Below are 21,988 nucleotides of genomic sequence, written 5' to 3'. Positions count from 1 at the left end.
TTATTTTTATAAAAAAAGTAAAATTGCATGTTTTGTTTCCTTTCTGTTAGGGAACTGGAAATAAAAGAGAGATAAAACATGATTAAAAATGAGGAGAAGGAGTGGCAAAAAAGTGGTATATAGTCAAGTAGTAAGAAAACCTGAGTTTCAACAAGCAGAATCGGAAGGGTTAAATGAAGCCATTCACGAGTACATAACTCGTCGTACACGTCACAATGCACCGGTTGTGGATGCGCTTCGATATATTATGACCATTGAACATAAACACGAACGTATGCAGGTAGCAGCAGAACTGTTCGGAACAGCTATCCAGCGTGTAAAAGATCAAGATATTATTCAATATCTAAAAAAGTGCGGAAGTTACAAAAGAATTTCTGATACGACGGAATAAAACCGTTTTCTTTGAAAAAGCGCCTTGAATGGAAAGGGGCTTTTTTTGTTTCCTCCATTTAAAAGCAAGGGGAAATACATAGAATTCTTCCAGTTTGCGCATAGTAAATAAAGCAGAATTAATTGAGGAAGAGACAGAGTTTTGTATCTGATTACGTGAATGAACGTTAAAGTAGAATACAATCTTCACTTGTACAGATGCCGACTTTTGAATAAATAGAGCTCTATGTATCCCTAGCAGGAGGTTTAGTGTATGAGTCAAGAAATACCCTTAAGTTCAAGTGAAATTGCTACTCTTTGGATGACCTATCAGCAAAAGACAATGGTCCGAAGAATCTTAGAATATTTTATTGCACACGCAGAAGATGACCGAGCAAAAGAAATTATGCAAGATACGCATATGCAAGTGGTGAACTACATTGAAGATATCAAAAAAATTTTACAGAATGAAGGGGCAGCCATACCGGTAGGATACACAGAAAAAGACGTAAATGTCTGTGTTCCTAAGCTTTATGATAAGATGTTTGATATTATGTTTCTTCGCCTTTTAAAAGAAATTAGCATGGGGCTACATACGCTTCATTTAACCATGTCCTACAGAAAAGACATGATTTCACTATATAAAGAGCTTACCGCTTTCACGCAAAGTGGCTATGACAAATGTGTAGATTATCTTCAGGAAAAAAACGTGCTTCCAAGACCTCCAGCTGTTTCAGTACCTAAAACAGTGAAGTTTGCCGAAGGCACAGATTACATGAATGGAATCCATTTGTTTTCGAGTAAACGTGCATTAAATACTGTAGAGGTAGCACATATTTATTATGCAATTGAAAGCAACGTTCTTGGCATGCAAATGATTACAGGGTTTGCTCAAGTAGCAAATGAACCTGAAGTGAAGAAGTATTTTGTAAAAGGAAAAGAGCTGGCTAAGAAAGTTGTAAGTGATTATAGCAAAATTCTTCTGGAGAGTGATATTCAGACGCCTGCGACGTGGGGTGCGAAAGCGACAGAATCAAAAGTAGCACCTTTTTCAGATAAACTGATGATGTACTGCGTGAGTTTATTCTGCAGTTTCGGGCTGGGGAGCAACGCTTTAGGCACCGCGTTTAGTTTGCGTGGAGATCTTCCCCTTACACTTGTCAGTACGGCCAAAGACATTTTAACATACGGGCAAGACGGAGGAAAAATTATGGCCAAAAACGGATGGCTTGAGGAACCGCCAAGTATGGAAGACCGAAATGATTTGATTAAATAGAAAAAGCATAATACATCAAGAAAACTTCTTTTTTTAAAGAAGTTTTTTCTTTTGGATAAAAAATGTCGTTATTTGTTTATTTAACGGTTTGTTTTTTGAATAAAAAGGATATATAAACTATAAATTTACAATTATATGATAAAAAAGGAGGATTTTGCAGATGAAATGGTACATAAAGGTGTTAAAAAATTACGGGGTATTTTCTGGTCGAGCAAGCCGAACTGAATACTGGATGTTTGTGTTAGTTAACTTTGTTATTTCATTTATTCTTTCGTTCCTTCAGTTCGTTATTGATAAGCCTCTTTTTCTTCCGGTTATCTATTCGTTATTGATTGCAGTCCCTTCGTTAGCGGTAGGAGCAAGAAGACTCCACGATACGGGAAAAAGCGGATGGTGGCAGCTCATTACATTGGTTCCACTCATTGGAGGTATTTGGCTAATTGTTTTATTCTGCCAGCCTAGCGATCCAAAAGAGAATCGTTTTGGTACAACGGCCAAAGCAGCATAAATAGAACTCCCCCTTATATAAGGGGGAGTTTTTTAGTGCATAGGTTCCACTATAGCTCCATCATAAGCCGACTGGTAAATAGCTCGTATGTCTTTTTCATGAAGAGGCAAAGGACTGCGAGCAAGAATTCGTTTTTGCTGGACGCCATCTTCTGTCAGCTTTTGAAGGGCACTTTCTGAAATATTAAAGCCGCGAAGGGTTTGAGGAATGCCGACGTCTTCAACAAGTGTCTGCAGTTGTTTTACACACTGATAAGAAGCTTTCTCTTCTGATAAAGAAGTAGCGTTTCCGCCTAGTGCTTCAAAAATATCCCGCATCTTTGTCACGCAGCTGCTGCGGATATAGCCCATAACGTATGGAAGTAGTACGGCGTTTGATTCACCGTGAGAAATGTGAAACTGTCCGCCTAACGGATATGCAAGTGCATGAACCCCGGCCACACCAGCGTTAAAAAAAGCAAGACCTGCTAAATAGCTTCCGTAGCTCATCTGAGTTCGCGCTTCTTTATCTTCGCCGTTTTCTACAGCTGTTCTTAAAGAAGAGCTGATCATGCGTATAGCCTGTAGGGCTAAGGCGTCTGTTGCTGGATTTGCATTTACCGATACATAAGCCTCAACGGCATGAGTTAATGCATCAATCCCTGTAGCCGCCGTTACTTTAGAAGGAACGCTCAGCGTAAGCTCGGGATCTACAATCGCGGCGTCCGCAAGCAAATGATCATGGGTCACGACGTCTTTGCTGCTTTCAAGAGATAATACAGAAATATTCGTTACTTCTGAGCCCGTGCCGGAGGTCGTGGGAATTAAAATTTTTGGAAGCCCTTTTTCCGTAATTTGTTTCGTGCCAGTTAAGTTCAAATATTCTTCTACAGCTCCGTCATGAACGGCTAAAACGGCCGTAAGTTTTGCTAAATCTAATGCGCTTCCGCCGCCCACTCCAATGACTAAATCAAATTTTCGGCTTTTTGCGTAAGATACGAGTTTTTCACCAAGCGCTAAAGGCGGCTCTGGTGCCGTATCTGCGTATACATCTACTTCGTATCCATTTTGGATAAGAGGAGCACTCACTTTATCTACAAGTCCAATGTCTTTTAACACGGGATCTGTGACAATTAAAATATGAGCAGGGTGATATTTTTTTACTTCCGGAAGCAGTTGCTGAAGTGATCCCCATCCTGTATAGCTAAGAGGGGTAAAAACTAGTTTTGACACAGTCATTCTTTTATCCTCCTATAGGCACTGTATTGTTGGCGGTTTCAAAGATGTGGTTTTGCTTCTACGTATATTATAATGAAGTATCGTAAATTTTTCATTGAATGCAAATTAGCTGTCACGAAAAAAATGAGCTTTACTTCATAGAGACAAAGGATGGGGAAATGTTGAGATACGTAACAAAAGAATTAGCTCAGAAAATTGTCGGTAGAACAATGGAGATTATTGATTGCAACATTAACGTGATGAACGAAAAAGGAGTCATTATTGGTTCTGGTGACAAAAAGCGAATGGACCAAATTCACGAAGGAGCGCTAATGGTATTAAAAAGCGGCAGTTCTTACGAAATTACTCAGCAGCAGGCTGACTCGCTGCGCGGAGCCAAACCGGGCGTGAATTTGCCTATTTTCTTTAACGGAGAAATTGTTGGAGTCGTGGGATTAACAGGACTGCCAGAACAGATTCGTAATTACGGAGAGCTTGTGCGTATGGCTGCTGAAATGATTTTTCAAGAAATGATTTTAATAGAGGAAATTCAGTGGGATGAACGATTAAAAGAAGAGGGGGTTCATCAGCTTCTTCAACAAGAAGAGCCGCTGGATTCCTTATTTTTTGAACGAGCGAATCGGTTTAATATTAACTTATACCTTCCAAGAATGGCACTAATTATTAAAGCTGAAAATCGCCATGAAGTTATGAAGGTTGTAAAGAAATACATAGCTAATAATGATCTATACGCTATGCTTCCAGACGGAGTGGTTTTATTGAAATCTATAGAAGCGGGCAGCGCTAGCAGCTATGCTGAACAGCTGGAAAAACAGCTTCGTGCGTCTGGTATGGTGTGTAAGTTATCTGCAGGATCTGTTCAAGCTGACTTTAAAGGCCTTCATGTATCGTATCAGCAGGCGAAAGATACGCTTGCTGTTGGTTCAAAGCTTCATCCAGAAGCTGATTTCTACAGCTATTCGGATTATCAAATTCCCGTACTGTTACGTCAACGCGCCGGTTTTCAAGAAAATCATGATCTGTTGCAATACTATGAAAAGCTTAAGGAATATGATAAGAAAAAAGAGCTTATCGAAACGTTAACGATCTACATAGAAGAAAATGGCGAAGGAAGCACGGCAGCTAAAAAGCTTTTTATTCATCGGAATACGCTAAGCTACCGTCTAGATAAAATTCAAGATATCACGGGAAAAGATCCAAGGAAAGTAAAAGACCTTCTCGAACTGTATGTAGCGCTACTGCTATCTAAAATTTCATAATTGTGCACGTGCATAAAAGATCTTGTGATAGCAAGGTCTTTTTTTGTTGAAATGACTAATGAAAGAATTAAAGGTAGCGCTTACAATTAGCATTGGGGATAGAGGAAACAAGAAAGGGGATGCTTTATGGACGTTCAAGTAAGCGCATTAGGCGCGATTTGTGCATTAGTAATTGCCATTATATTAATCTTAAAGAAAGTGGCTCCTGCATACGGAATGATAGCCGGAGCTTTAATAGGAGGACTGATAGGCGGAGTTAATATTGCTGATACCGTTACTTTAATGATTGAAGGAGCGCAAGGCATCATTCCTGCAGTGCTGCGGATTCTTGCAGCTGGGGTATTAGCCGGCGTATTAATAGAATCAGGTGCTGCAGCGGTTATAGCAGAAACCATTGTAAAAAAACTCGGGGAAACAAAAGCACTTTTAGCGCTAGCGCTAGCCACACTTATTCTTACGACAGTAGGCGTGTTTGTTGATGTTGCTGTGATCACAGTAGCCCCTATTGCTTTAGCTATTGCGAAACGTACGGGTATGTCAAAGCCTGCTATTTTACTAGCAATGATCGGAGGAGGAAAGGCAGGGAATTTAATGTCTCCTAATCCTAACGCCATTGCTGCTTCAGATGCATTTAATATTCCGCTTACATCCGTAATGGCCGCAGGGATTATTCCCGCTATATTCGGCGTAGCAGCTACTTATGTAGTAGCCAAACGATTAGTGAAAAAAGGAACAATGGTTCGAGCTGAAGAAATAGATACAGTGGATGCAAGCAGCTTGCCGCTGTTTTTAACAGCCATCATAGCGCCAATCGTTACCATCGTCCTGCTGGCGCTGCGTCCGCTTTTTGATATTAATGTTGATCCGATGGTTGCTCTTCCCGCAGGAGGGATTGTTGGTGCCATTGTGATGAAAAAAGGAAAGCAGCTTAATACATACGCTATTTCAGGGTTAGGGAAAATGTCAGGTGTAGCCATTATGTTGCTTGGAACGGGGACATTAGCAGGAATCATTGCTAACTCTCAGCTAAAAGACGTGATCATTCAAGGCTTGTCTGCCATTGGGTTGCCTGCTTATGTTTTAGCACCGGTTTCAGGTATTTTTATGTCAGCCGCAACGGCTTCGACAACGGCAGGAACAGCAGTCGCAAGCCAAGTTTTTGGATCGACGATTTTAGAGCTAGGCGTTTCTGCTTTAGCCGGAGCTGCTATGGTTCATGCCGGAGCAACCGTACTTGATCACCTCCCCCACGGAAGCTTTTTCCACGCAACGGGCGGAAGTGTAAATATGAAAATAAAAGAACGTTTAAAATTAATCCCTTATGAATCGCTGATTGGACTCATTATGGCAATTGTATCCACGCTTATATTTGGTGTATTAAAGCTATACGGGTAAAAACAAAAAGGAGTGTTTCTATGAAAATTGTGATTGCACCGGATTCATTTAAAGAAAGCTTAACGGCTCTGCATGTTTGTGAAGCGGTTGAAAAAGGAATAAAAGCTCATTTTCCAGACGCGGAGATTAGTAAAGTACCTATGGCAGACGGAGGAGAAGGAACTGTTCAGTCGCTTGTAGACGCAACGGGTGGAGAGATTATACAAGCGCGAGTAACCGGACCATTAGGTAAAGAGGTGGAAGCTTTTTACGGAATTCTTGGAGACGGCAACACGGCTGTTATTGAAATGGCAGCCGCTTCAGGCCTTCATCATGTTCCTGTCGATAAACGAAACCCGCTTATCACAACAACGCGAGGAACGGGCGAGCTCATTCTTAAAGCGTTAGATCATAAAGTAAAGCATATCATCATTGGCATCGGAGGAAGTGCTACAAATGATGGAGGAGCCGGTATGGCAAAAGCTTTAGGGGCAAAGCTTCTTGATGCTAACGGTGCAGAAATAAAAGAAGGAGGAGGCAGTTTAGCTCAGTTAGCCTCTATCGATCTGACAAACTTGGATTCTCGGCTTGCTGAAGTCAAAGTAGAAGTGGCGTGCGACGTAGACAATCCGTTAACGGGTGAAACCGGAGCATCCGCTGTGTTTGGTCCTCAAAAAGGTGCGACTCCTGATATGGTTAAACAGCTTGACCGTAATTTAGCTCATTACGCAGCGATTGTTGGAAAAGAAATGGGTATTCATATTCAAAGTATTCCTGGTGCCGGAGCGGCAGGAGGACTAGGAGGCGGCCTGCTGGCATTTTTATCTGCGGAGTTAAAGCCAGGTGTAGACATCGTCATTAAAGCAACTCAGCTAGAAAGCTATATTAAAAATGCCGATCTTGTCATTACCGGTGAAGGAAGAATAGATGGACAAACCATTTACGGAAAAACACCCATTGGCGTAGCCAAAACAGCAAAAAAGCATAGCGTTCCGGTGATAGCGATAGCAGGGAGCATTGGAGCGGGAAGTGAAGCTGTGTATGAACACGGTATTTCGTCCTTATTCAGCGTCGTGCCCGGGGCAGTGACTCTTCAGGAAGCGCTAGAAAAAGCTGATGAAAATATTGAAAGAACGGCTAAAAATGTAGCGTCAGTTATAAGTTTAGCAATAAAATAAAGGACTTAAAGTTTTTATTATTTTTTTCAGTCAATGTTAGAAGGTCTCTTTCATCACAAGAGACCTTTTTTCTTGTACAGGGAAGAATTCAATATAGTTTATTAGTTTTATAGTTAAAAATGTTATAATTAACCAATCGTTGAATCAACTTACACATAAAGGAGGCAAATCATGATTAAAGCCGTTATTTTTGATTTAGACGGGACACTATTAGATCGAGACAGTTCGTTAAAATGTTTTATTCAAGATCAATACGAGCGTTATAGTGAAGAGCTAGCACACATACCGAAGCAGGAATACATATCTAGATTTATCGAGTTAGATCACAAAGGCTATGTATGGAAAGACAAAGTATATCAGCAGCTTTTGAACGAATATGATCTTTCGAATCTAACGTGGGAAGGGATGCTAGATGATTACCTTCACCATTTTCCAGCTCACTGCGTTCCGTTTTTACATATGGAGGATGTACTAAAAGAGCTAAAGAAAAAAGGGTTGTTACTAGGCATGATCACAAATGGTTTTACGGACTTTCAGTGGATGAATATTAGAGCGCTTGGAATTGATCACTATTTTGATACCATACTTGTTTCCGAACAAGAAGGCATTAAAAAGCCGCATAAAGATATCTTTTTGCGAGCATTAAAAGCGCTTGATGTGTCGGCTGAAGAAAGTGTATATATCGGGGATCATCCAGAAAATGATGTGCTTGGTGCAAGAGGGGCAGGCATGCATGCTGTATGGAAAAAAGACGCTTTCTTTGACGGGAATTTTACAGATTCATATGTAATAGAGGATTTAAAAGAGCTGTTGAATGTCATTAATGAGTTTCAAGAGAACTGATGTGAAAAGGAGAAACACGATGAAAATCGAAGTTCGTCTATTGACTGATGAAGATCTTAAAGAAGCAGCAATCATCTATACAAACGTTTTTAGCGCCCGGCCTTGGAATGAACCTTGGAGTATAAACACTGCTTATGCCCGTTTATACGATATCAGTAAAACTCCAGGTTACATAGGGATAGGTTACTTTCATAGTGAAAACAATAAACTCACAGGATTTATAGTAGGAAATGAAGAACAGTGGGCGAACTATAAGGCGTTTTATGTAAATGAAATTTGTGTGTTAAGCAGCACTCAGCAAACTGGCATAGGAACGAGCCTTTTATCTTTCCTTAACGAGTTACTTATACAAAAAGAAGTGAAAGAAGTCTACGTGTCTACAGAAAGAGGTCAAGGAAAACCAGAACGTTTCTTTGAAAAGAACGGTTTTGTCACTCATGAATCTCGTATACTGATGGCGGTAAATATAGATTGAATATAAGTAAATGAATGTAGGGTATCCGTTTTTTTGTTCCAGGAGGAACGGTTTATAAAGCAGGAGGAAATAATTTATGATTTTTTCACTACTAGTTTTAGTTGCTGTTTTAATGGTTAGTATTCCGCTGCTGATCATTATTGTTAAAACAGTTTGGCACCGAAAGCTTCCTCGTAATTACTATACGCTGTTTGACTATCTTGCTGCACAAACAGAAGAAGAGTTTCATGAAGAACAGCATGAACGAGAACTAGAAGAAAAAGAAGGAGATTCCAAAAGAAGAAAAAGCTAAAGTGATGTGTGCATCCTTCTTTTTAATACTAGAAATAAACAGGCTATAAACCGTGTCAAAGAGTGGAATTGACTCTTTGTTTTTTACAAACGTAAATCATTTGAGTGCTTTGGTTGGTCAGAGCGCTCTTTTTCCAATCTCCGTAGACGTTCGTAATCATAAATCCGATACGTGCTAAAAGATGTTCCATTTCTTGCGGGAACGTATAGCGTAAATCTATTTTCGATGTTATTTCTTTTATGATTTTTTCGTGATCTCTTATCTTTCTAGTTGTGAGGTTATACTGAATTTGTTTGATGGCATCATAGTGGCTGCTTATGTAGACGTCTGTTGTATATCGAGTGTCAGGATCTTGGTAGCTTTTCCAATATTCTTCTGCTTCTGTTGATGTTAGCTCTTCTATAGAAGGAAAACGTATTCCAACAATAAAGGTTCCACCTTCGTTCAAATGCGTATGAACGCCGCTTAAAAAAACATGCTGCTCCTCATTTGTTAGAAAATGCTGAAATGAATTTCCTACGATATAAATAAAGTCGCTTTTTACTTTTAAGTCGAGTTTAGTACAGTCTTGTTCCACCCATTTAACAGATAGCTTCAAAGCCTCGGCTTTCTTCTGCGCTTCTTGCAGCATAGGTGGATGAATATCTACTCCAATCAGGGAATGTCCCGCTTGTGCTAATGGAATAGTTGCGCGCCCTGTACCACAGGCTAAGTCAAGGATCATTCCGCGTTTGTTAGCTGCTTCTGTTAGTAAAAAAGCAACGTCTTCTTTATACTGCTCATTTTCATCATCGTATAAAATAGGGTTATTATATTCTTCTAAATTTGTTAACATAAAAGCGGACCTCCGTGTAGGCGTATTTTTACATAATTATAGCAAAAAAAGAGCTGAAACTAGTTTCAGCTCTTTCTTTTTACAGCCCAATCCTCCACAATTTCCGTAAATTCACTTAAGTATTCTTCAAATATTCGTTTTCGATGTCCGTTTGCTCCGGATGGATGAGGAAAGCCAAATAAATAAGTATGCCTAGAAAACGAAGGTTCACGCGAAAGTTTTCTTAAAACATTTTCAACTGCTTTTCCTAGCGGAATGATTAAGCATGGATTCTTTATTTCGTTCAATTCCTGTGGAAACACTTCAAAAGCATAGTGTGAAAGAAGCGCTGATCGTTCAATTGGCGGCTGATGGCCCGTATAGTTTTTTCCTTTATAAAACACGGGATATTTCAGTACAGAAGTTGTATGCAGTAAATCTCGCTGTGAAGCAAATAACTCAGCGGCACTGTCCATACCGATCGCTTTTTGAACGCCGCACCTGTCTAACATGTCTATTAAATTGACTCTCATCGTTCCGCTAAAGCTAGCGGATTTTTTTGTTTCGTACAGTATTTGTTCAAGCGGATGATGATGGGGCAGGCTGGAAACGCATTGTTTAAAAGCGGTTTTCATTTGAAACCAGCCCGGTGTGATGCCCGCAATAACAATATGAGCGTCTGGATTTATGTAGTCGTTATGAGGTGAGTAGTACATGCTTAATCCATTTTCTTGTCCTATTAAAAAGTCTTTTTGCAACAGCTGTACTTTCGTGAAATTCATATTATGCAATTGTTTAATGGCAGGCAGACATTGTTGAAAATAAGAATATTGGCTAATCATATGCTCTCTCTTTCCTTATCAGTATTTCTCCTTTTATTTTCCCCAACAAACCGTTTTATATCAAATATGAACAAATTCTTATAAAAATTGTTATTTACTAAAAGTTTACTTGAGTTTTAGTGCAGTGTGATAAAAATAAAGTAGTAATAGCAGTGATTTTGTCATTTTAACGGCGGAACTAACAAAAGAAATGAAGAATTTTGGAGAATATTTCAATGAATTTACTGAAATTTTAAAATTATTTATTGAAAGCGTTTTATTAATGTGCTATTCTTCCAATATAAGAGATAAATATTTAGTAAAAATAGAAGATTATAATAGAGAGGTAAAAAGATGGCAACTTTAAAAGATATAGCGGCGTACGCTAATGTTTCCAGTTCAACCGTATCCAGAGTACTAAATAATGATCATACGCTTTCTGTATCTGAGGTTACTCGTGAGCGCATTCTTCATGCAGCCAAGGAGCTGCAATATACGCCTGTGAAGATACGAAAAGGAACGGCAAACGGAAAAGACATAGAAGCTCCAAGGATAGGTATTATTTTTGCTCAATCGCTTGAAGAAGAGTTAGTAGACCCTTTTTTCTCTTCTATTCGCCATGGAATAGAGAGTGAATGCGCAGAAAAAGAAATTTTTACAGTAAAGTCATTTAGACTAAAAGGCATGAAGAAAGAAGAGTTGCTGCAGGATCTTGATGGAGTAATTGTAGTGGGAAGAGTTAGTCCAGAAACGGTTCAAGAAGTGAGCAATCATTTAGATACTATTGTTTTTATCAATCACAAAGCGGATGAGGATTTGTACGATTCGGTCATGATTGATTTTGAGAAAGCTACTAAACATGCATTAAATCATTTATTTGACCTCGGTTATAAAAGAATTGGCTATATCGGAGGGACAGAAAGAGAACACTATATAAATGGAAGTTCTATTATTGAAGATCAGCGTCAAACAGTTTTTGAAAGCGTTATGCATGAAAAAGGCCTGCTTGATTCCGAGAAAGTTTATATAGGGGAGTACTCAATGACTGAAGGGTATGAGCTGATGGCACAAGCGATTAAGCAAGGAAATCTTCCTCAGGCATTTTTTATCGCAAGTGATGCAATGGCGATAGGGGCGATGCGTGCCCTGCAGCAATCAACTATAAAGGTTCCTGAAGACGTAGCGATTGTAAGCTTTGATGATGTGGATGTCGCAGCATTTGCGAGCACGCCGCTCACAACGGTTAAAGTATATACCGAAGAAATGGGAAGGCAGGCTGTTAAAATGCTAGTAGATCGGCTAAGCGGCAGGTCTATTCCTTTAAAAGTCATGGTGCCGACTAAATTAATTTACCGTGAAAGCTGTGGAGCTTTACTCAAGAAGCAGTAACCTAAAAGCTATAACTCGAAAGGGGGTGATAAAAAAGCAGAATTCATACATAAAGAGTGATAAGGGGGAAGAAAAATAGAAAAAATCATAAAAAAGGCAGGTTAAAAAGCCCTAGAAACTACATACTTATTGGCAGATAAGTATGTAAATGAAAAAGCTTTTTCATCTCTAGGACTCTTTGAACCTTTGTAAAAGTATAGGACTAAATTATAAGTGACTTTATTTCGTTGTGCAATGAATTTGTCTATGGTTAAAATACTGAATATTCAGTTATTTATAACTTGATAGAGTATAAGGAGGAAAGAAGATAAATGAAAAAGCTTACGTATCTTTTCGTTCTATTACTAGTCTTTTCTGTTGTGGCAGCGGGCTGCGGAAATAAAGAAGCATCAACAGGCGGAAATGGGAAAACAACGTTAACGCTTTTTTCTACGATGAGTAATAAAGGCGAGAGAAAAGCGCTTCAAAACGCAATTGCAGAATTTGAAAAACAAAATCCAGATATTAAAATTGATGCGAATTTTCCGGGTAACGGCTATGAAGATATGCTTCGTGTGAAAATGGGTGCAAATGATATGCCTGATTTATTTGATACGCACGGCTGGTCTCAGCTTCGCTACGGTGAGTATGTAGCAGATTTAAAAGATATGAATTGGGTTCAGCATTTGGATCCGGCGCTAAATCAAATTTTAAAAGATAAAAGCGGCAAAGTGTATGCGTATCCTTTAAATCAAGCAAAAGACGGAATTAGCTATAATGCGACGCTGTTAGAAAAATACGGAATAAAGCCTCCTAACACAATGGATGAATTTATAACAGCATTAGAAGCAGTAAAAAAGAAGAGCAAAGGAGAAGTAGCTCCTTTATGGATCCCAGGAGGGGAAAATGGGAATATTGCTCAAGTGTTTGATCAGCTGGCTACACCTCAGCTTATTACAGCAAAAAATAAGAACTATGCTAAGCAGTTTGAAAAAGGGACATTCAATTGGTCAAACTATACGCCTCTAGCGGAAACAATGGCAGAAATGAAGAAAAAAGGGCTGCTGAATGAAGATGTATTAACCGCAAAAGTATCTCAAGCAACGGAATTAATGGCTCAAAATAAAATTGCTTTTACATTTGTGGGCGGATCTCTTGGACCGGATGCAACAGAATTAAATCCCGAAGTAAAAGTAGGAACGGTACCGGTGCCTGCTATTCATAAAGGGGGCACGCAAAGCTGGATTGGGGGAGAGCGCTTTACCCTTGCTGCGTGGAAGGATTCTAAGCACCTTAAAGAAGCTAAGAAATTTATTGAATTTGTGTCACGGCCGGAAGTTGCCAAAAAGATTGCCGAAGGAACGTCTTCAGCATCGGCTCTGACAAACAATAAAACACAAAACTACTACTCTGAATACTACGATAAGTATAGCGATATTAAAGTTGAGCCATACTTCGACCGAAAGTATTTACCGAGCGGTATGTGGGCAGTGATGTCTTCTACAGGTCAAGAATTGCTAGCGGGAAGTTTAACGCCAAAGCAATTATCAAAAGAGATGGAAAAAGAGTACAAGCGTCTGAGTAAACAATAAAATAGTGTGCAAAAGTTCCTTGTTCGCTAAGAAGCAGGGAGATAGGCTTCTGCTTCTTTTCAACACAAGCTGAAATAGGAGTGAACACGATGAATGAAATAGTCAGGAAAGAGCCGGTTTCCGTAGTAAGAGATACGGAAAAACGAAAGAAAAAATTAAAAACAGAGTCTTCTTTATGGTGGATGTACCTTCCCGGCTTAGTAATTATCACCGTTTTTATTATCTATCCTTTTATTAACGGAATTAGACTTTCCTTTACTAATTGGAATGGATTTTCACAAACATACGATTGGATTGGGCTCCAGCAGTATAAACGTTTGCTTGCAGACCCAACGACTTGGCTTGTGATAAAAAATACGCTGCTCTACGGAATAGGCAGTACAATTTTCCAAAACATTATTGGCTTATTGTATGCTTTGCTTCTCAATCAAAGCATTAAAATGAAAGCTGTAACAAGAACAATTGTCTACCTTCCGGTTATTATCAGCCCAATTATTATGGGGTATATTTGGTACTTCTTTTTTGCCTACCAAGGAGGCGCTTTAAATGACCTTCTTGTATTTTTAGGCTTTGAGAAGATTAATGCTTTGGGGACTCCGGAGCTTAACTCTTGGATTATTGTGTTCGTCAATACGTATCAATTCGTTGGAATTGCGATGATTATTTATTTAGCGGGGCTGCAAAGTATTTCAAAAGATTATTACGAGGCGGCACAGCTTGACGGAGCATCGGCTCTTCAACAGTTTAAAAACATCACGCTTCCACTGCTCATGCCTTCGATTACAATTAACGTCGTTTTAAATATTATCGGAGGTTTAAAACTGTTTGACGTCATTGTTGCGCTGACAGGAGGAGGACCTGGAGATGCATCGCAGTCAATGTCTACTTTTATGTATGATTTATATTTTAGAAGACAGGACGCCGGCTATGCTGCAACTCAAGGTGTGTGCATGGCGCTCATTATCTTAGTCATTAGCTTATCAGCACTTGTGTACTTTAAGCGAAAGGAGACAGAAGCGTGATGGACTATACAAATAAACGGAAAAAACGGTTTTTTACCTTTCTAGCGCTTTGTATAACGCTCGTTCATATTGTCCCTTTTTATATTCTAGTTACGACTTCTTTAAAGGCAACCGGGGATTTTAGTTCAAAATGGGTATTTCCAAAAAGTATACACCTTGAAAATTTCACAGCGGCTTGGGAGCAAGCCAACTTAGGAAATTCTTTTGTTAATACATTTATCATTACGTTCGTTTCGGCGATTCTGCTTATTTTTTTAGGATCAATGGCTGCGTATCCTTTAGCGCGACGCCAAACGAAACTAAATAAGTACGTCTATTTTATCTTTATCGCCGTGATGGTAATACCGCCTTTAACAGCGCTAGTTCCGCTGTACAAAATGGTTGTGAATATGGGGATGATGAACACGTATCAAATTGCTATTTTAAATAATGTCGCAGCATTTTTGCCGCTAACGATCTTTTTATATGCGAGCTTCATTCGCTCCACTATTTCTAAAGAGCTCGAGGAAGCAGCAAGAATCGACGGGGCCGGCACGTTAACGATTTTCTTTAAAATCGTATTTCCGCTGCTAAAGCCTGTCACTGCGTCTATTTTAATTATTGCAAGCGTCTATATTTGGAACGACTATCAGTTTGCAATTTTCTTCCTTCAAGATAAGGAAATGCATACATTAACCGTTACGTTAGCGAGCTTTTTTGCCGAAAATCAAAATAATCTTAGCTTAGTAGGAGCAGCTGCAATCATTGCGATGCTTCCAATGACCATTTTATTTTTAGTGCTACAAAAATACTTTATTGCAGGGCTTTCATCAGGATCTGTAAAAGGATAAAACCAATACGAGGAAGGAAGATGACAATGTCTAAAATCACATTTATCGGAGCGGGAAGTACAGTTTTTGCAAAAAATATTTTAGGAGATTGCATGTTTGTGCCTGCTTTAGCTGGCTTTGAATTTGCGCTATACGATATAGATGCTGAGCGTTTAAAAGATTCGGAAAATATGCTAAACAATCTAAAAGAAAACTATAAAGTGAATATTACGGTCAAAGCCTATTTGAACCGCAGAGAAGCTTTAACAGGAGCAAAGTATGTGATTAACGCCATTCAAGTAGGGGGTTATAAACCGAGCACCGTCATTGATTTTGAAATTCCTAAAAAATACGGCTTGCGTCAGACGATTGGAGATACAGTAGGAATTGGAGGAATCTTCAGATCACTGCGCACGATTCCAGTGCTGTTTGATTTTGCAAAAGATATTGAAGAAGTATGTCCAGATGCGCTGTTTTTAAATTACACGAATCCAATGGCAACACTAACGGGTGCAATGCTGCGCTATACCAATGTAAAGACGGTAGGCCTTTGTCACAGTGTTCAAGTATGTACAAAAGATTTATTTGATTCTCTCGGAATGGATCATGAAGGAATACAAGAGAAAATCGCAGGCATTAACCATATGGCATGGCTGCTAGAAGTAAAAAGAGATGGACAAGATTTATATCCAGAAATTAAGCGTCTGGCAAAAGAAAAGCAAAGAACAAAGCATCACGATATGGTGCGTTTTGAGCTAATGGATAAGTTCGGTTATTATATTACCGAATCGTCTGAGCATAACGCAGAGTATCATCCATACTTTATTAAACATAAATATCCAAATCTTGTTGATCAGTTTAACATCCCTCTTGATGAATATCCGCGCCGATGCGAAGAGCAAATCAGCAATTGGGAATCCATGAGAGAAGAAATGGTTAACAACAGTCAGTTAACTCATACACGTTCACATGAGTACGGCTCTGGAATTATTGAAGCAATGGAGACAAACGTGCCGTTTAAATTTGCGGGTAACGTATTAAATACCGGAGGCTTAATTAGTAACCTGCCGACAAAAGCGTGCGTAGAAGTGCCATGTGTTGTAGACCGAAGCGGTATTATGCCGACTTATATAGGAGATTTACCAGAGCAGCTTGCGGCGTTAAATCGTACGAATATTAATACGCAATTATTAACTATTGAAGCAGTTGTCACTAGAAAAAGAGAGCACATCTATCAAGCAGCGATGCTAGATCCTCATACAAATGCGGAATTATCCATGGATGACATCATTCGTATGTGCGATGATTTAATTGAAGCACACGGCGAGTGGCTGCCTGATTTTACAGGGAAAGTGAATCAATACGTGTAAGAAAAGAATCCTCGGCTGAAATCAGCTGAGGATCTTTTGTACTTAGGAAAAGAAGGGAATATCATCCAAATGGATATTGACATTTAAAAATGTTCATCATACACTGTAAGAAGCAAGTCATTTTATACTAAGAAAGGAAAGGTACCGTAGACAATGGATAAGTAATCCTATTTTTTTAGACATTCTTTTAAAACTTTATTTTAAATGAACATTTGTCTAGATAGGATTAGTCTGTACATTTTTAGGTGCCATTTCTATATGTCTTATATGAAGTGATTTCTCCCTTTTTTTACTCTATAAAAAGGGTGCATATTTGCGTATGCCTAATTATGACCTCTAATCCTCTCTAGAAATCCTAGGGAGGTTTTTTTATGTTATTGTTAGAAGCTATAAATATTGAAAAAAGCTATGGAGACCGCCTGCTGTTTCAAGCAGAGAAACTTCAAGTACATCGCGGAGAGCGAATTGGAATTGTGGGAAAAAACGGAGAAGGCAAATCGACGTTGCTTCATATTTTAATGAAAAAAATGAGTCCAGATCAAGGGATTGTGCAAACATATGGCCGTTCCTCACTGATTCCGCAGCTTGATGTTCAACCTACATCTGCCGTTTCTCCTGAGATGAAAAGTCAGTGGAGTGTGCCAACTGAAGCGGACTTTCTTAGCGGAGGGGAAGAAACAAGAAAAAAAATTGCAGCTGCTCTTTCATCCGGGGCGGAACTGCTTGCAGCCGATGAGCCAACGAGCCACTTAGATGTAAAAGGCGTAGAGAAATTTGAAGAAGAAATGAATTCTTTTACAGGCAGTCTGCTGCTGATTTCACATGACCGAGAATTATTAAACCGCCTTTGTACGTCTATTTGGGAAGTAGAAGGCGGCAAAATTCACTGTTATGAAGGCAATTATCAAGAATATGTGACGCAAAAAAAACACGCGGTTGAAAGACAGCAGTTTGAATATGAACAGTATGTAAAAGAAAAGCAGCGGCTTGAACTGGCGTCTGAAGAAAAAAGCCAAAAATCAAAGTCGCTTAAAAAAGCGCCGAGCCGCATGGGCAACTCTGAAGCGAGGCTTCATAAGCGAGCGGTCGGAAAACAAAAAGCGAAGCTAGATAGAAGCGCAAAAGCGATTGAAACAAGAATTGAAAAGCTGGAGAAAAAAGAAAAGCCAAAAGAAATGGAAGAAATTCATTTTGACCTATCGCAGTTTCACCAAGTGCACAGCAAGCAGGTACTGAGCTTTGACAAAGTATCAGCATTAGCTGGTAATCATATGTTGTTTCAAAATCTAAAAGGCGGTGTGAAGCCAGGAGCGAAAGTAGCGATTGTCGGCAAAAACGGCGCCGGAAAATCTACGCTGCTGAATATGATTGAGCAGCGAGCAGAAGGCATCACGGTTGCGAAGCCTGTAAAACTTGGCTTTTTCCATCAGCGTCTTGAAAATCTAGATCCCGCTAAAAGCATTTTAGAAAACATTAAAGAAGACAGTCCGTACACCGAGCAGTTTATTCGTACGGTGCTATCGCGCTTACTTTTTAAACGTGAAGACGTGTATAAAAAAGTAGAGATGCTAAGCGGAGGAGAACGAGTGAAAACGGCATTAGCAAAAGTCTTTTTAGGAAATTATAACGTTCTTCTTTTAGATGAACCGACCAACTATCTTGATCTTCATACAAAAGAAGCGTTGCAAGAAGTGTTAAAAGCTTATCCAGGGACGATTTTATTTGTGACGCACGACCGCTATTTTGTTAAAAAGCTTGCGACGCATGTTTTGACGTTAAAACAGTCCAAAGCGGAGCTCGCGGCGATTGAAGACACGGGTAAAAGCAAAAAAGCGTCACAGCAGCAAAATGAAGCCGAGAAACTTGCGCTTCAACTAGAATTAACAAAAGTGATTAGCGAGCTTTCTATCACGCCAGAAGGAAAAGACAAGCAGCGTCTTGAAAAAAGATACGAAGAGCTTTTAGAAGAAAGAAAACGATTAAATAGAAAGGAAGGGTAATATCACTTCACCTAACAATGAATACAATGATGTTACTGAACATCAAAAGCGTATTGAAGGAAAATTAACGGATATGAATGTAAAAGGAACGCCCAAAAGAATAAAATGGATTGGCTATGGAATCATTATTTTCTTTGTGATTCTTATTCTAACGATGACCATCGGCGTATTTATCAATTAAAACAAAAAGCAGCCGCTTCAATGTTGAAGCGGCTGCTTTTTTATTTTCCTACTTTTGTAACGATCGCATCTCCATTTTTTCCAACGCGTACAGTAGCAAAACGAGCTTCGCTTTCCACTTTGCTGTCGGTTCCTTCTGGAATAAAATAATGTTCAATTCCGTACTGAATTCCCCAGTCGTGATAGCTGCCCGTAAGGACAACGTCTTTCTTTTTAGAAGTATACGGCTTATTCCAGTCATCATCCGCTTGGTAGATTTTCGCGTATTTATACACGCCTTGTTTGTCAGGACGAAGAACGAGCTTCACTTTTTCTCCGTCTTTTACATGAGGTAAGGTAACGTGCGCAATGTCGTAATTCAGCTCAACGTAATCGCCTTGCAGCAGCGAGCGCGGATCGATCGGCTGTAAAGCGAGCTTAATTTCTTTTCCGTTTTGAAGAAGCACTTCGTTTTTAGTGAAAATGCCGCCCAGCATAATAAGCTGAACAAGAATGATGACCCATACAGCGGTTCGGCTGCGGTCAAGAAACGACGGCTGCGGCTGATCAGGCGTTGACAGGTCCCATTTCCTGCTTAGGAAAAGAAAGATCAGACCTAAAATAACGAGCACAAGTGATTTATTAAATAAATCCCACACAAAGTCGTAATATTTCATCGCTAAAAAAACAAACCAGAAAATCATGCCGACCATAAAATCGTATTTTGGCTTTTTTCGTACCGTCACAAATAAAAAGACGGTCGAAATTACAAAAAATATCGTACAGTAAATAATATTTAAAAAAGACGGTTCGCTTAATTCAGTCAGCGACAGTAAAAAGATAAAAGCAAGAAGAAGCGCCGCTTTTTTAAACGCGTGGTGTACGTTTATCGCGTACACAGCGGCATTTAATAGAAACAAAGCGAGCAGCACATAATCTATTTTGATAGTGTCATAGTAAGCAGTCGGAACCTTTATTAACAGAAGCCCTTGCACTAGCACAAAAAGCAGCAGGCGAACGGGCATATGCTTTGTGAATACTAAAAGCGCTACAAGTGCGATGACGTAGATAAAAAACAGAATGTCGTTCACAAAAAAAGAAGCGCCGCCGCTAATTAATACGCCCATCATTAAAAGCGTATATTTCACGGTTGGAATATCTGCTTTAATTAAATAACATGCCACAATCAGCAAAACGCCAGTCACAAGCATTCCGTTTGTTGGGTACGTTCCTGTAATAAGTGTGACAAGTCCTCCTAAAGAGCTGCTGCCGATGACCGATGCAATGGCCGTAATCCCAATCACCGCTATTCGTTTGATTACGCGGAGCGAGGTTTTTTGTGCTGACGTGTTAGCAGTGAGCCATTTGACAAACCATACGCTTGCACCAATAAATAAAATCACGAATCCTAAAGCTAAGAACAATGACCATTCAGCGTAGTGTTTAAAAATAAAAGAGAAAAACTGTTCAATAACAAATAAAGCAAATGCCACAATGGAAATCCCTAAAAACGACCTTTGCGGCTCCACTTTTGAAAAATAAAAAAAGGAGCTTAGTAAAAACAGCAAATAAAAAATAATAAGACCAATCCGTAAGCTAGAGCTCCCTGTGAAATCCGGCAGGGAAACAGTTAAAAAAATGTAGTGAAACAAACAAAACGCCGCATACATGATCACAGGAGACGAGCGCCGTTTCTTTTTTATGATCCAAAAAATAATCAAGTTCACAAACGCCATTCCTGCGTAAAGTAAAAGCGTCTCGTGTTCGCCTCGCTGTGAAACTGCGCCTGTTGGTGAAATGAAAAAAGCCATGGTGAATTGAAATAAAACAAACGATAACACGTAAAACGGCTGATACTTTGTAAAAAAGCTAAACAAAATAACCGGCACAAGCCAAATTAAAAACAGCCAGTACGATTCAGCGTGCGTGTTGTAAATTTGAGAAAGAAGCGCGATGCTTAATCCAAATGAAAGAGCGCCGGCCAAAAGAGTCCAGTGACTTAAAAACGCCTGCTGAGGAAGCAGCTTTCGCACTACAAACGCACTTCCGTAAAACAGCAGCATCAGCCCCACGCTCAGCGCAATTTTAATGTAGCGGTCAAAGCCTTGCCAGTTCGATGCAAAGAAATATAAAATGCCGGACAAAACAAGAGCCAACCCCAGTAAATAACCGAGTCTTACGAGCTTTTCTCTCATACTCAACCTCCTCTTTATATTATGTATATACTAGCGCATGTTTAAATATTTGGAAATAGAAAGAATGAATGCGTTTTAACAAAAAAATTGTGTAAAAAGGCCTTTTAGTGGCGTGGAAATAACAAGCAAAGTAGTCCGAAAATCTTGATAAATTGTCAATGGTAAGATAGTTTTGGTTATTTTATCCTGAAGAGTGGGTATTGAACTAAAAACCTACATTATTCCCAAAAAATATAAGAAAACATGCCGATGTGCTCTCTTTCTTTATTTGATAAGCTATAAAAGGGAATTACTGTTAGAGAAACCAAGAGATAGATATAAAGGAAGTGTCATCATATGAATGAGATGTTTGTTGCTCATCTGTATACCCAAGTGAAGCAGGCACATGAAGATATCCAGCAGCTTACGGCTAGTAAAAACACGTTAACGGAAGTCAAAGGCGAGCTTGAACGTGCAAAGGAAAAGGTAAAAGAACCAGAGCTCACTTCCGCCACTTGGTCAGGCAGCCTTGCTGTTGGGTTTGAAGACATCCGCACCGCTATGTTAGACGAATACGATGATTTGCTGACCCGTCAGCTGACGGATGCCATCACGACAATTGATGCAAAAATTACGGCGCTTCAATCAGATATACAAGGGATGGAACGCGCCATTAAAATGCAAGAAGACGAAGCAAAAGATAAGGTGTGATGCAATATGGCAGACGAAATTAAAGTAATAGATGGTGAAATTAATAGAACGCTTAGTGACCTAAGCGCTGCTGCGCAGCAGTTCCAGCCGCTTTTTCCGTTTCACGTCGGAAGCGGACAAGAACTAGAGGTGCTCGATGAATTAAACCAGCTGAACCAGCAGCTGCAAACGTTAATTGTGGACTACAAGCAAACGCTCCTCGATGATTTGAACGCCACCAAAAAATCCGTGCAGTCCATAAAAGAAGCAGATGAAAAAGCTGCAAACGCCGCTAAATAATGTTCATATTTTATATAAAGCTATCAAAAACAACCTTTCAACCAGCATAGATTTGGCATTTAAATAAAAAGGTTTTAT

The 21,988-nt window shown here is 39.5% G+C and carries 21 protein-coding genes; 17 read left to right on the top strand and 4 right to left on the bottom strand.

Annotation, left to right across the window (positions count from 1 at the left end):
* Window positions 1-112: 112 nt before the first annotated feature.
* From ACNHOZ_RS08165 to ACNHOZ_RS08155, 3 genes are all read left to right on the top strand, one after another.
* On the top strand, window positions 113-391 hold the full coding sequence (locus tag ACNHOZ_RS08165; RefSeq protein WP_048019107.1) for a hypothetical protein: 279 nt from the start codon (window positions 113-115) through the stop codon (window positions 389-391).
* Between the two features lie 252 nt (window positions 392-643).
* The gene (locus ACNHOZ_RS08160) at window positions 644-1,645 is read left to right on the top strand and encodes a DUF3231 family protein (RefSeq protein WP_048019108.1); all 1,002 of its coding nucleotides are present in this window, start codon (window positions 644-646) and stop codon (window positions 1,643-1,645) included.
* A gap of 160 nt (window positions 1,646-1,805) precedes the next feature.
* Window positions 1,806-2,153 carry a DUF805 domain-containing protein gene (locus ACNHOZ_RS08155; RefSeq protein ID WP_048019109.1) on the top strand — a complete coding sequence of 116 codons (348 nt, stop codon included), beginning with the start codon at window positions 1,806-1,808 and terminating at the stop codon, window positions 2,151-2,153.
* Between the two features lie 32 nt (window positions 2,154-2,185).
* On the opposite strand, the gene ACNHOZ_RS08150 is transcribed toward ACNHOZ_RS08155, so the two are convergent.
* A complete protein-coding gene (locus ACNHOZ_RS08150; RefSeq protein WP_048019110.1) occupies window positions 2,186-3,370 on the bottom strand; it encodes an iron-containing alcohol dehydrogenase in 1,185 nt (394 codons plus the stop codon).
* Between the two features lie 158 nt (window positions 3,371-3,528).
* On the opposite strand from ACNHOZ_RS08150, the gene ACNHOZ_RS08145 reads away from it, so the two are divergent.
* The 6 genes from ACNHOZ_RS08145 to ACNHOZ_RS08120 all read left to right on the top strand — a co-directional run bounded on the left by ACNHOZ_RS08145 (window position 3,529) and on the right by ACNHOZ_RS08120 (window position 8,791).
* Window positions 3,529-4,629 (top strand): sugar diacid recognition domain-containing protein, encoded by a 1,101-nt coding sequence (locus tag ACNHOZ_RS08145; protein ID WP_447697091.1) that lies wholly within the window; start codon window positions 3,529-3,531, stop codon window positions 4,627-4,629.
* A gap of 126 nt (window positions 4,630-4,755) precedes the next feature.
* Window positions 4,756-6,024 (top strand): GntP family permease, encoded by a 1,269-nt coding sequence (locus ACNHOZ_RS08140; RefSeq protein ID WP_048019111.1) that lies wholly within the window; start codon window positions 4,756-4,758, stop codon window positions 6,022-6,024.
* A gap of 20 nt (window positions 6,025-6,044) precedes the next feature.
* Window positions 6,045-7,181 (top strand): glycerate kinase, encoded by a 1,137-nt coding sequence (locus ACNHOZ_RS08135; protein WP_048019112.1) that lies wholly within the window; start codon window positions 6,045-6,047, stop codon window positions 7,179-7,181.
* A 171-nt stretch (window positions 7,182-7,352) separates the two neighbouring features.
* Window positions 7,353-8,024, top strand: a complete 672-nt coding sequence (locus ACNHOZ_RS08130; RefSeq protein ID WP_048019113.1) for an HAD family hydrolase — start codon at window positions 7,353-7,355, stop codon at window positions 8,022-8,024.
* A gap of 19 nt (window positions 8,025-8,043) precedes the next feature.
* On the top strand, window positions 8,044-8,499 hold the full coding sequence (locus ACNHOZ_RS08125; RefSeq protein WP_048019114.1) for a GNAT family N-acetyltransferase: 456 nt from the start codon (window positions 8,044-8,046) through the stop codon (window positions 8,497-8,499).
* A 76-nt stretch (window positions 8,500-8,575) separates the two neighbouring features.
* Entirely contained in the window at window positions 8,576-8,791 is a 216-nt protein-coding gene (locus ACNHOZ_RS08120) for a hypothetical protein (protein ID WP_048019115.1), read from the top strand.
* A gap of 55 nt (window positions 8,792-8,846) precedes the next feature.
* On the opposite strand, the gene ACNHOZ_RS08115 is transcribed toward ACNHOZ_RS08120, so the two are convergent.
* Together ACNHOZ_RS08115 and ACNHOZ_RS08110 are read right to left on the bottom strand one after the other, a co-directional pair.
* Complete coding sequence (locus ACNHOZ_RS08115) at window positions 8,847-9,626, bottom strand: class I SAM-dependent methyltransferase (protein ID WP_447697090.1); 780 nt, start codon at window positions 9,624-9,626, stop codon at window positions 8,847-8,849.
* Window positions 9,627-9,691: 65 nt separating this feature from the next.
* On the bottom strand, window positions 9,692-10,447 hold the full coding sequence (locus ACNHOZ_RS08110) for a hypothetical protein (protein ID WP_447697089.1): 756 nt from the start codon (window positions 10,445-10,447) through the stop codon (window positions 9,692-9,694).
* 333 nt (window positions 10,448-10,780) lie between these two features.
* Between ACNHOZ_RS08110 and ACNHOZ_RS08105 the strand changes: the two genes are divergently transcribed.
* The 6 genes from ACNHOZ_RS08105 to abc-f all read left to right on the top strand — a co-directional run bounded on the left by ACNHOZ_RS08105 (window position 10,781) and on the right by abc-f (window position 18,587).
* Window positions 10,781-11,815 (top strand): LacI family DNA-binding transcriptional regulator, encoded by a 1,035-nt coding sequence (locus tag ACNHOZ_RS08105; RefSeq protein WP_447697088.1) that lies wholly within the window; start codon window positions 10,781-10,783, stop codon window positions 11,813-11,815.
* 311 nt (window positions 11,816-12,126) lie between these two features.
* Complete coding sequence (locus ACNHOZ_RS08100; protein ID WP_447697087.1) at window positions 12,127-13,386, top strand: ABC transporter substrate-binding protein; 1,260 nt, start codon at window positions 12,127-12,129, stop codon at window positions 13,384-13,386.
* A gap of 89 nt (window positions 13,387-13,475) precedes the next feature.
* A complete protein-coding gene (locus ACNHOZ_RS08095) occupies window positions 13,476-14,408 on the top strand; it encodes a carbohydrate ABC transporter permease (protein WP_014459692.1) in 933 nt (310 codons plus the stop codon).
* Window positions 14,408-15,238 (top strand): carbohydrate ABC transporter permease, encoded by an 831-nt coding sequence (locus ACNHOZ_RS08090; protein WP_028412981.1) that lies wholly within the window; start codon window positions 14,408-14,410, stop codon window positions 15,236-15,238. Before ACNHOZ_RS08095 ends, ACNHOZ_RS08090 begins: the two co-directional genes overlap by 1 nt.
* Window positions 15,239-15,264: 26 nt before the next feature.
* Window positions 15,265-16,587 (top strand): alpha-galactosidase, encoded by a 1,323-nt coding sequence (melA, locus tag ACNHOZ_RS08085; RefSeq protein ID WP_447697086.1) that lies wholly within the window; start codon window positions 15,265-15,267, stop codon window positions 16,585-16,587.
* Between the two features lie 371 nt (window positions 16,588-16,958).
* On the top strand, window positions 16,959-18,587 hold the full coding sequence (gene abc-f, locus ACNHOZ_RS08080) for a ribosomal protection-like ABC-F family protein (protein ID WP_168760928.1): 1,629 nt from the start codon (window positions 16,959-16,961) through the stop codon (window positions 18,585-18,587).
* A 221-nt stretch (window positions 18,588-18,808) separates the two neighbouring features.
* Here the strand turns inward: abc-f and ACNHOZ_RS08075 are convergent, their stop codons facing one another.
* Window positions 18,809-20,941, bottom strand: a complete 2,133-nt coding sequence (locus ACNHOZ_RS08075) for a GDYXXLXY domain-containing protein (protein WP_447697085.1) — start codon at window positions 20,939-20,941, stop codon at window positions 18,809-18,811.
* A 336-nt stretch (window positions 20,942-21,277) separates the two neighbouring features.
* Between ACNHOZ_RS08075 and ACNHOZ_RS08070 the strand changes: the two genes are divergently transcribed.
* The gene (locus ACNHOZ_RS08070; RefSeq protein WP_014459697.1) at window positions 21,278-21,631 is read left to right on the top strand and encodes a YwqH-like family protein; all 354 of its coding nucleotides are present in this window, start codon (window positions 21,278-21,280) and stop codon (window positions 21,629-21,631) included.
* Window positions 21,632-21,637: 6 nt separating this feature from the next.
* Window positions 21,638-21,910, top strand: a complete 273-nt coding sequence (locus ACNHOZ_RS08065; protein ID WP_028412986.1) for a DUF5344 family protein — start codon at window positions 21,638-21,640, stop codon at window positions 21,908-21,910.
* Window positions 21,911-21,988 lie beyond the last annotated feature (78 nt).

This window comes from Priestia sp. D51, assembly GCF_053345675.1.
The sequence above is the reverse complement of the archived record's forward strand: the minus strand, read 5'-3'. Positions and strand labels throughout refer to the sequence as shown.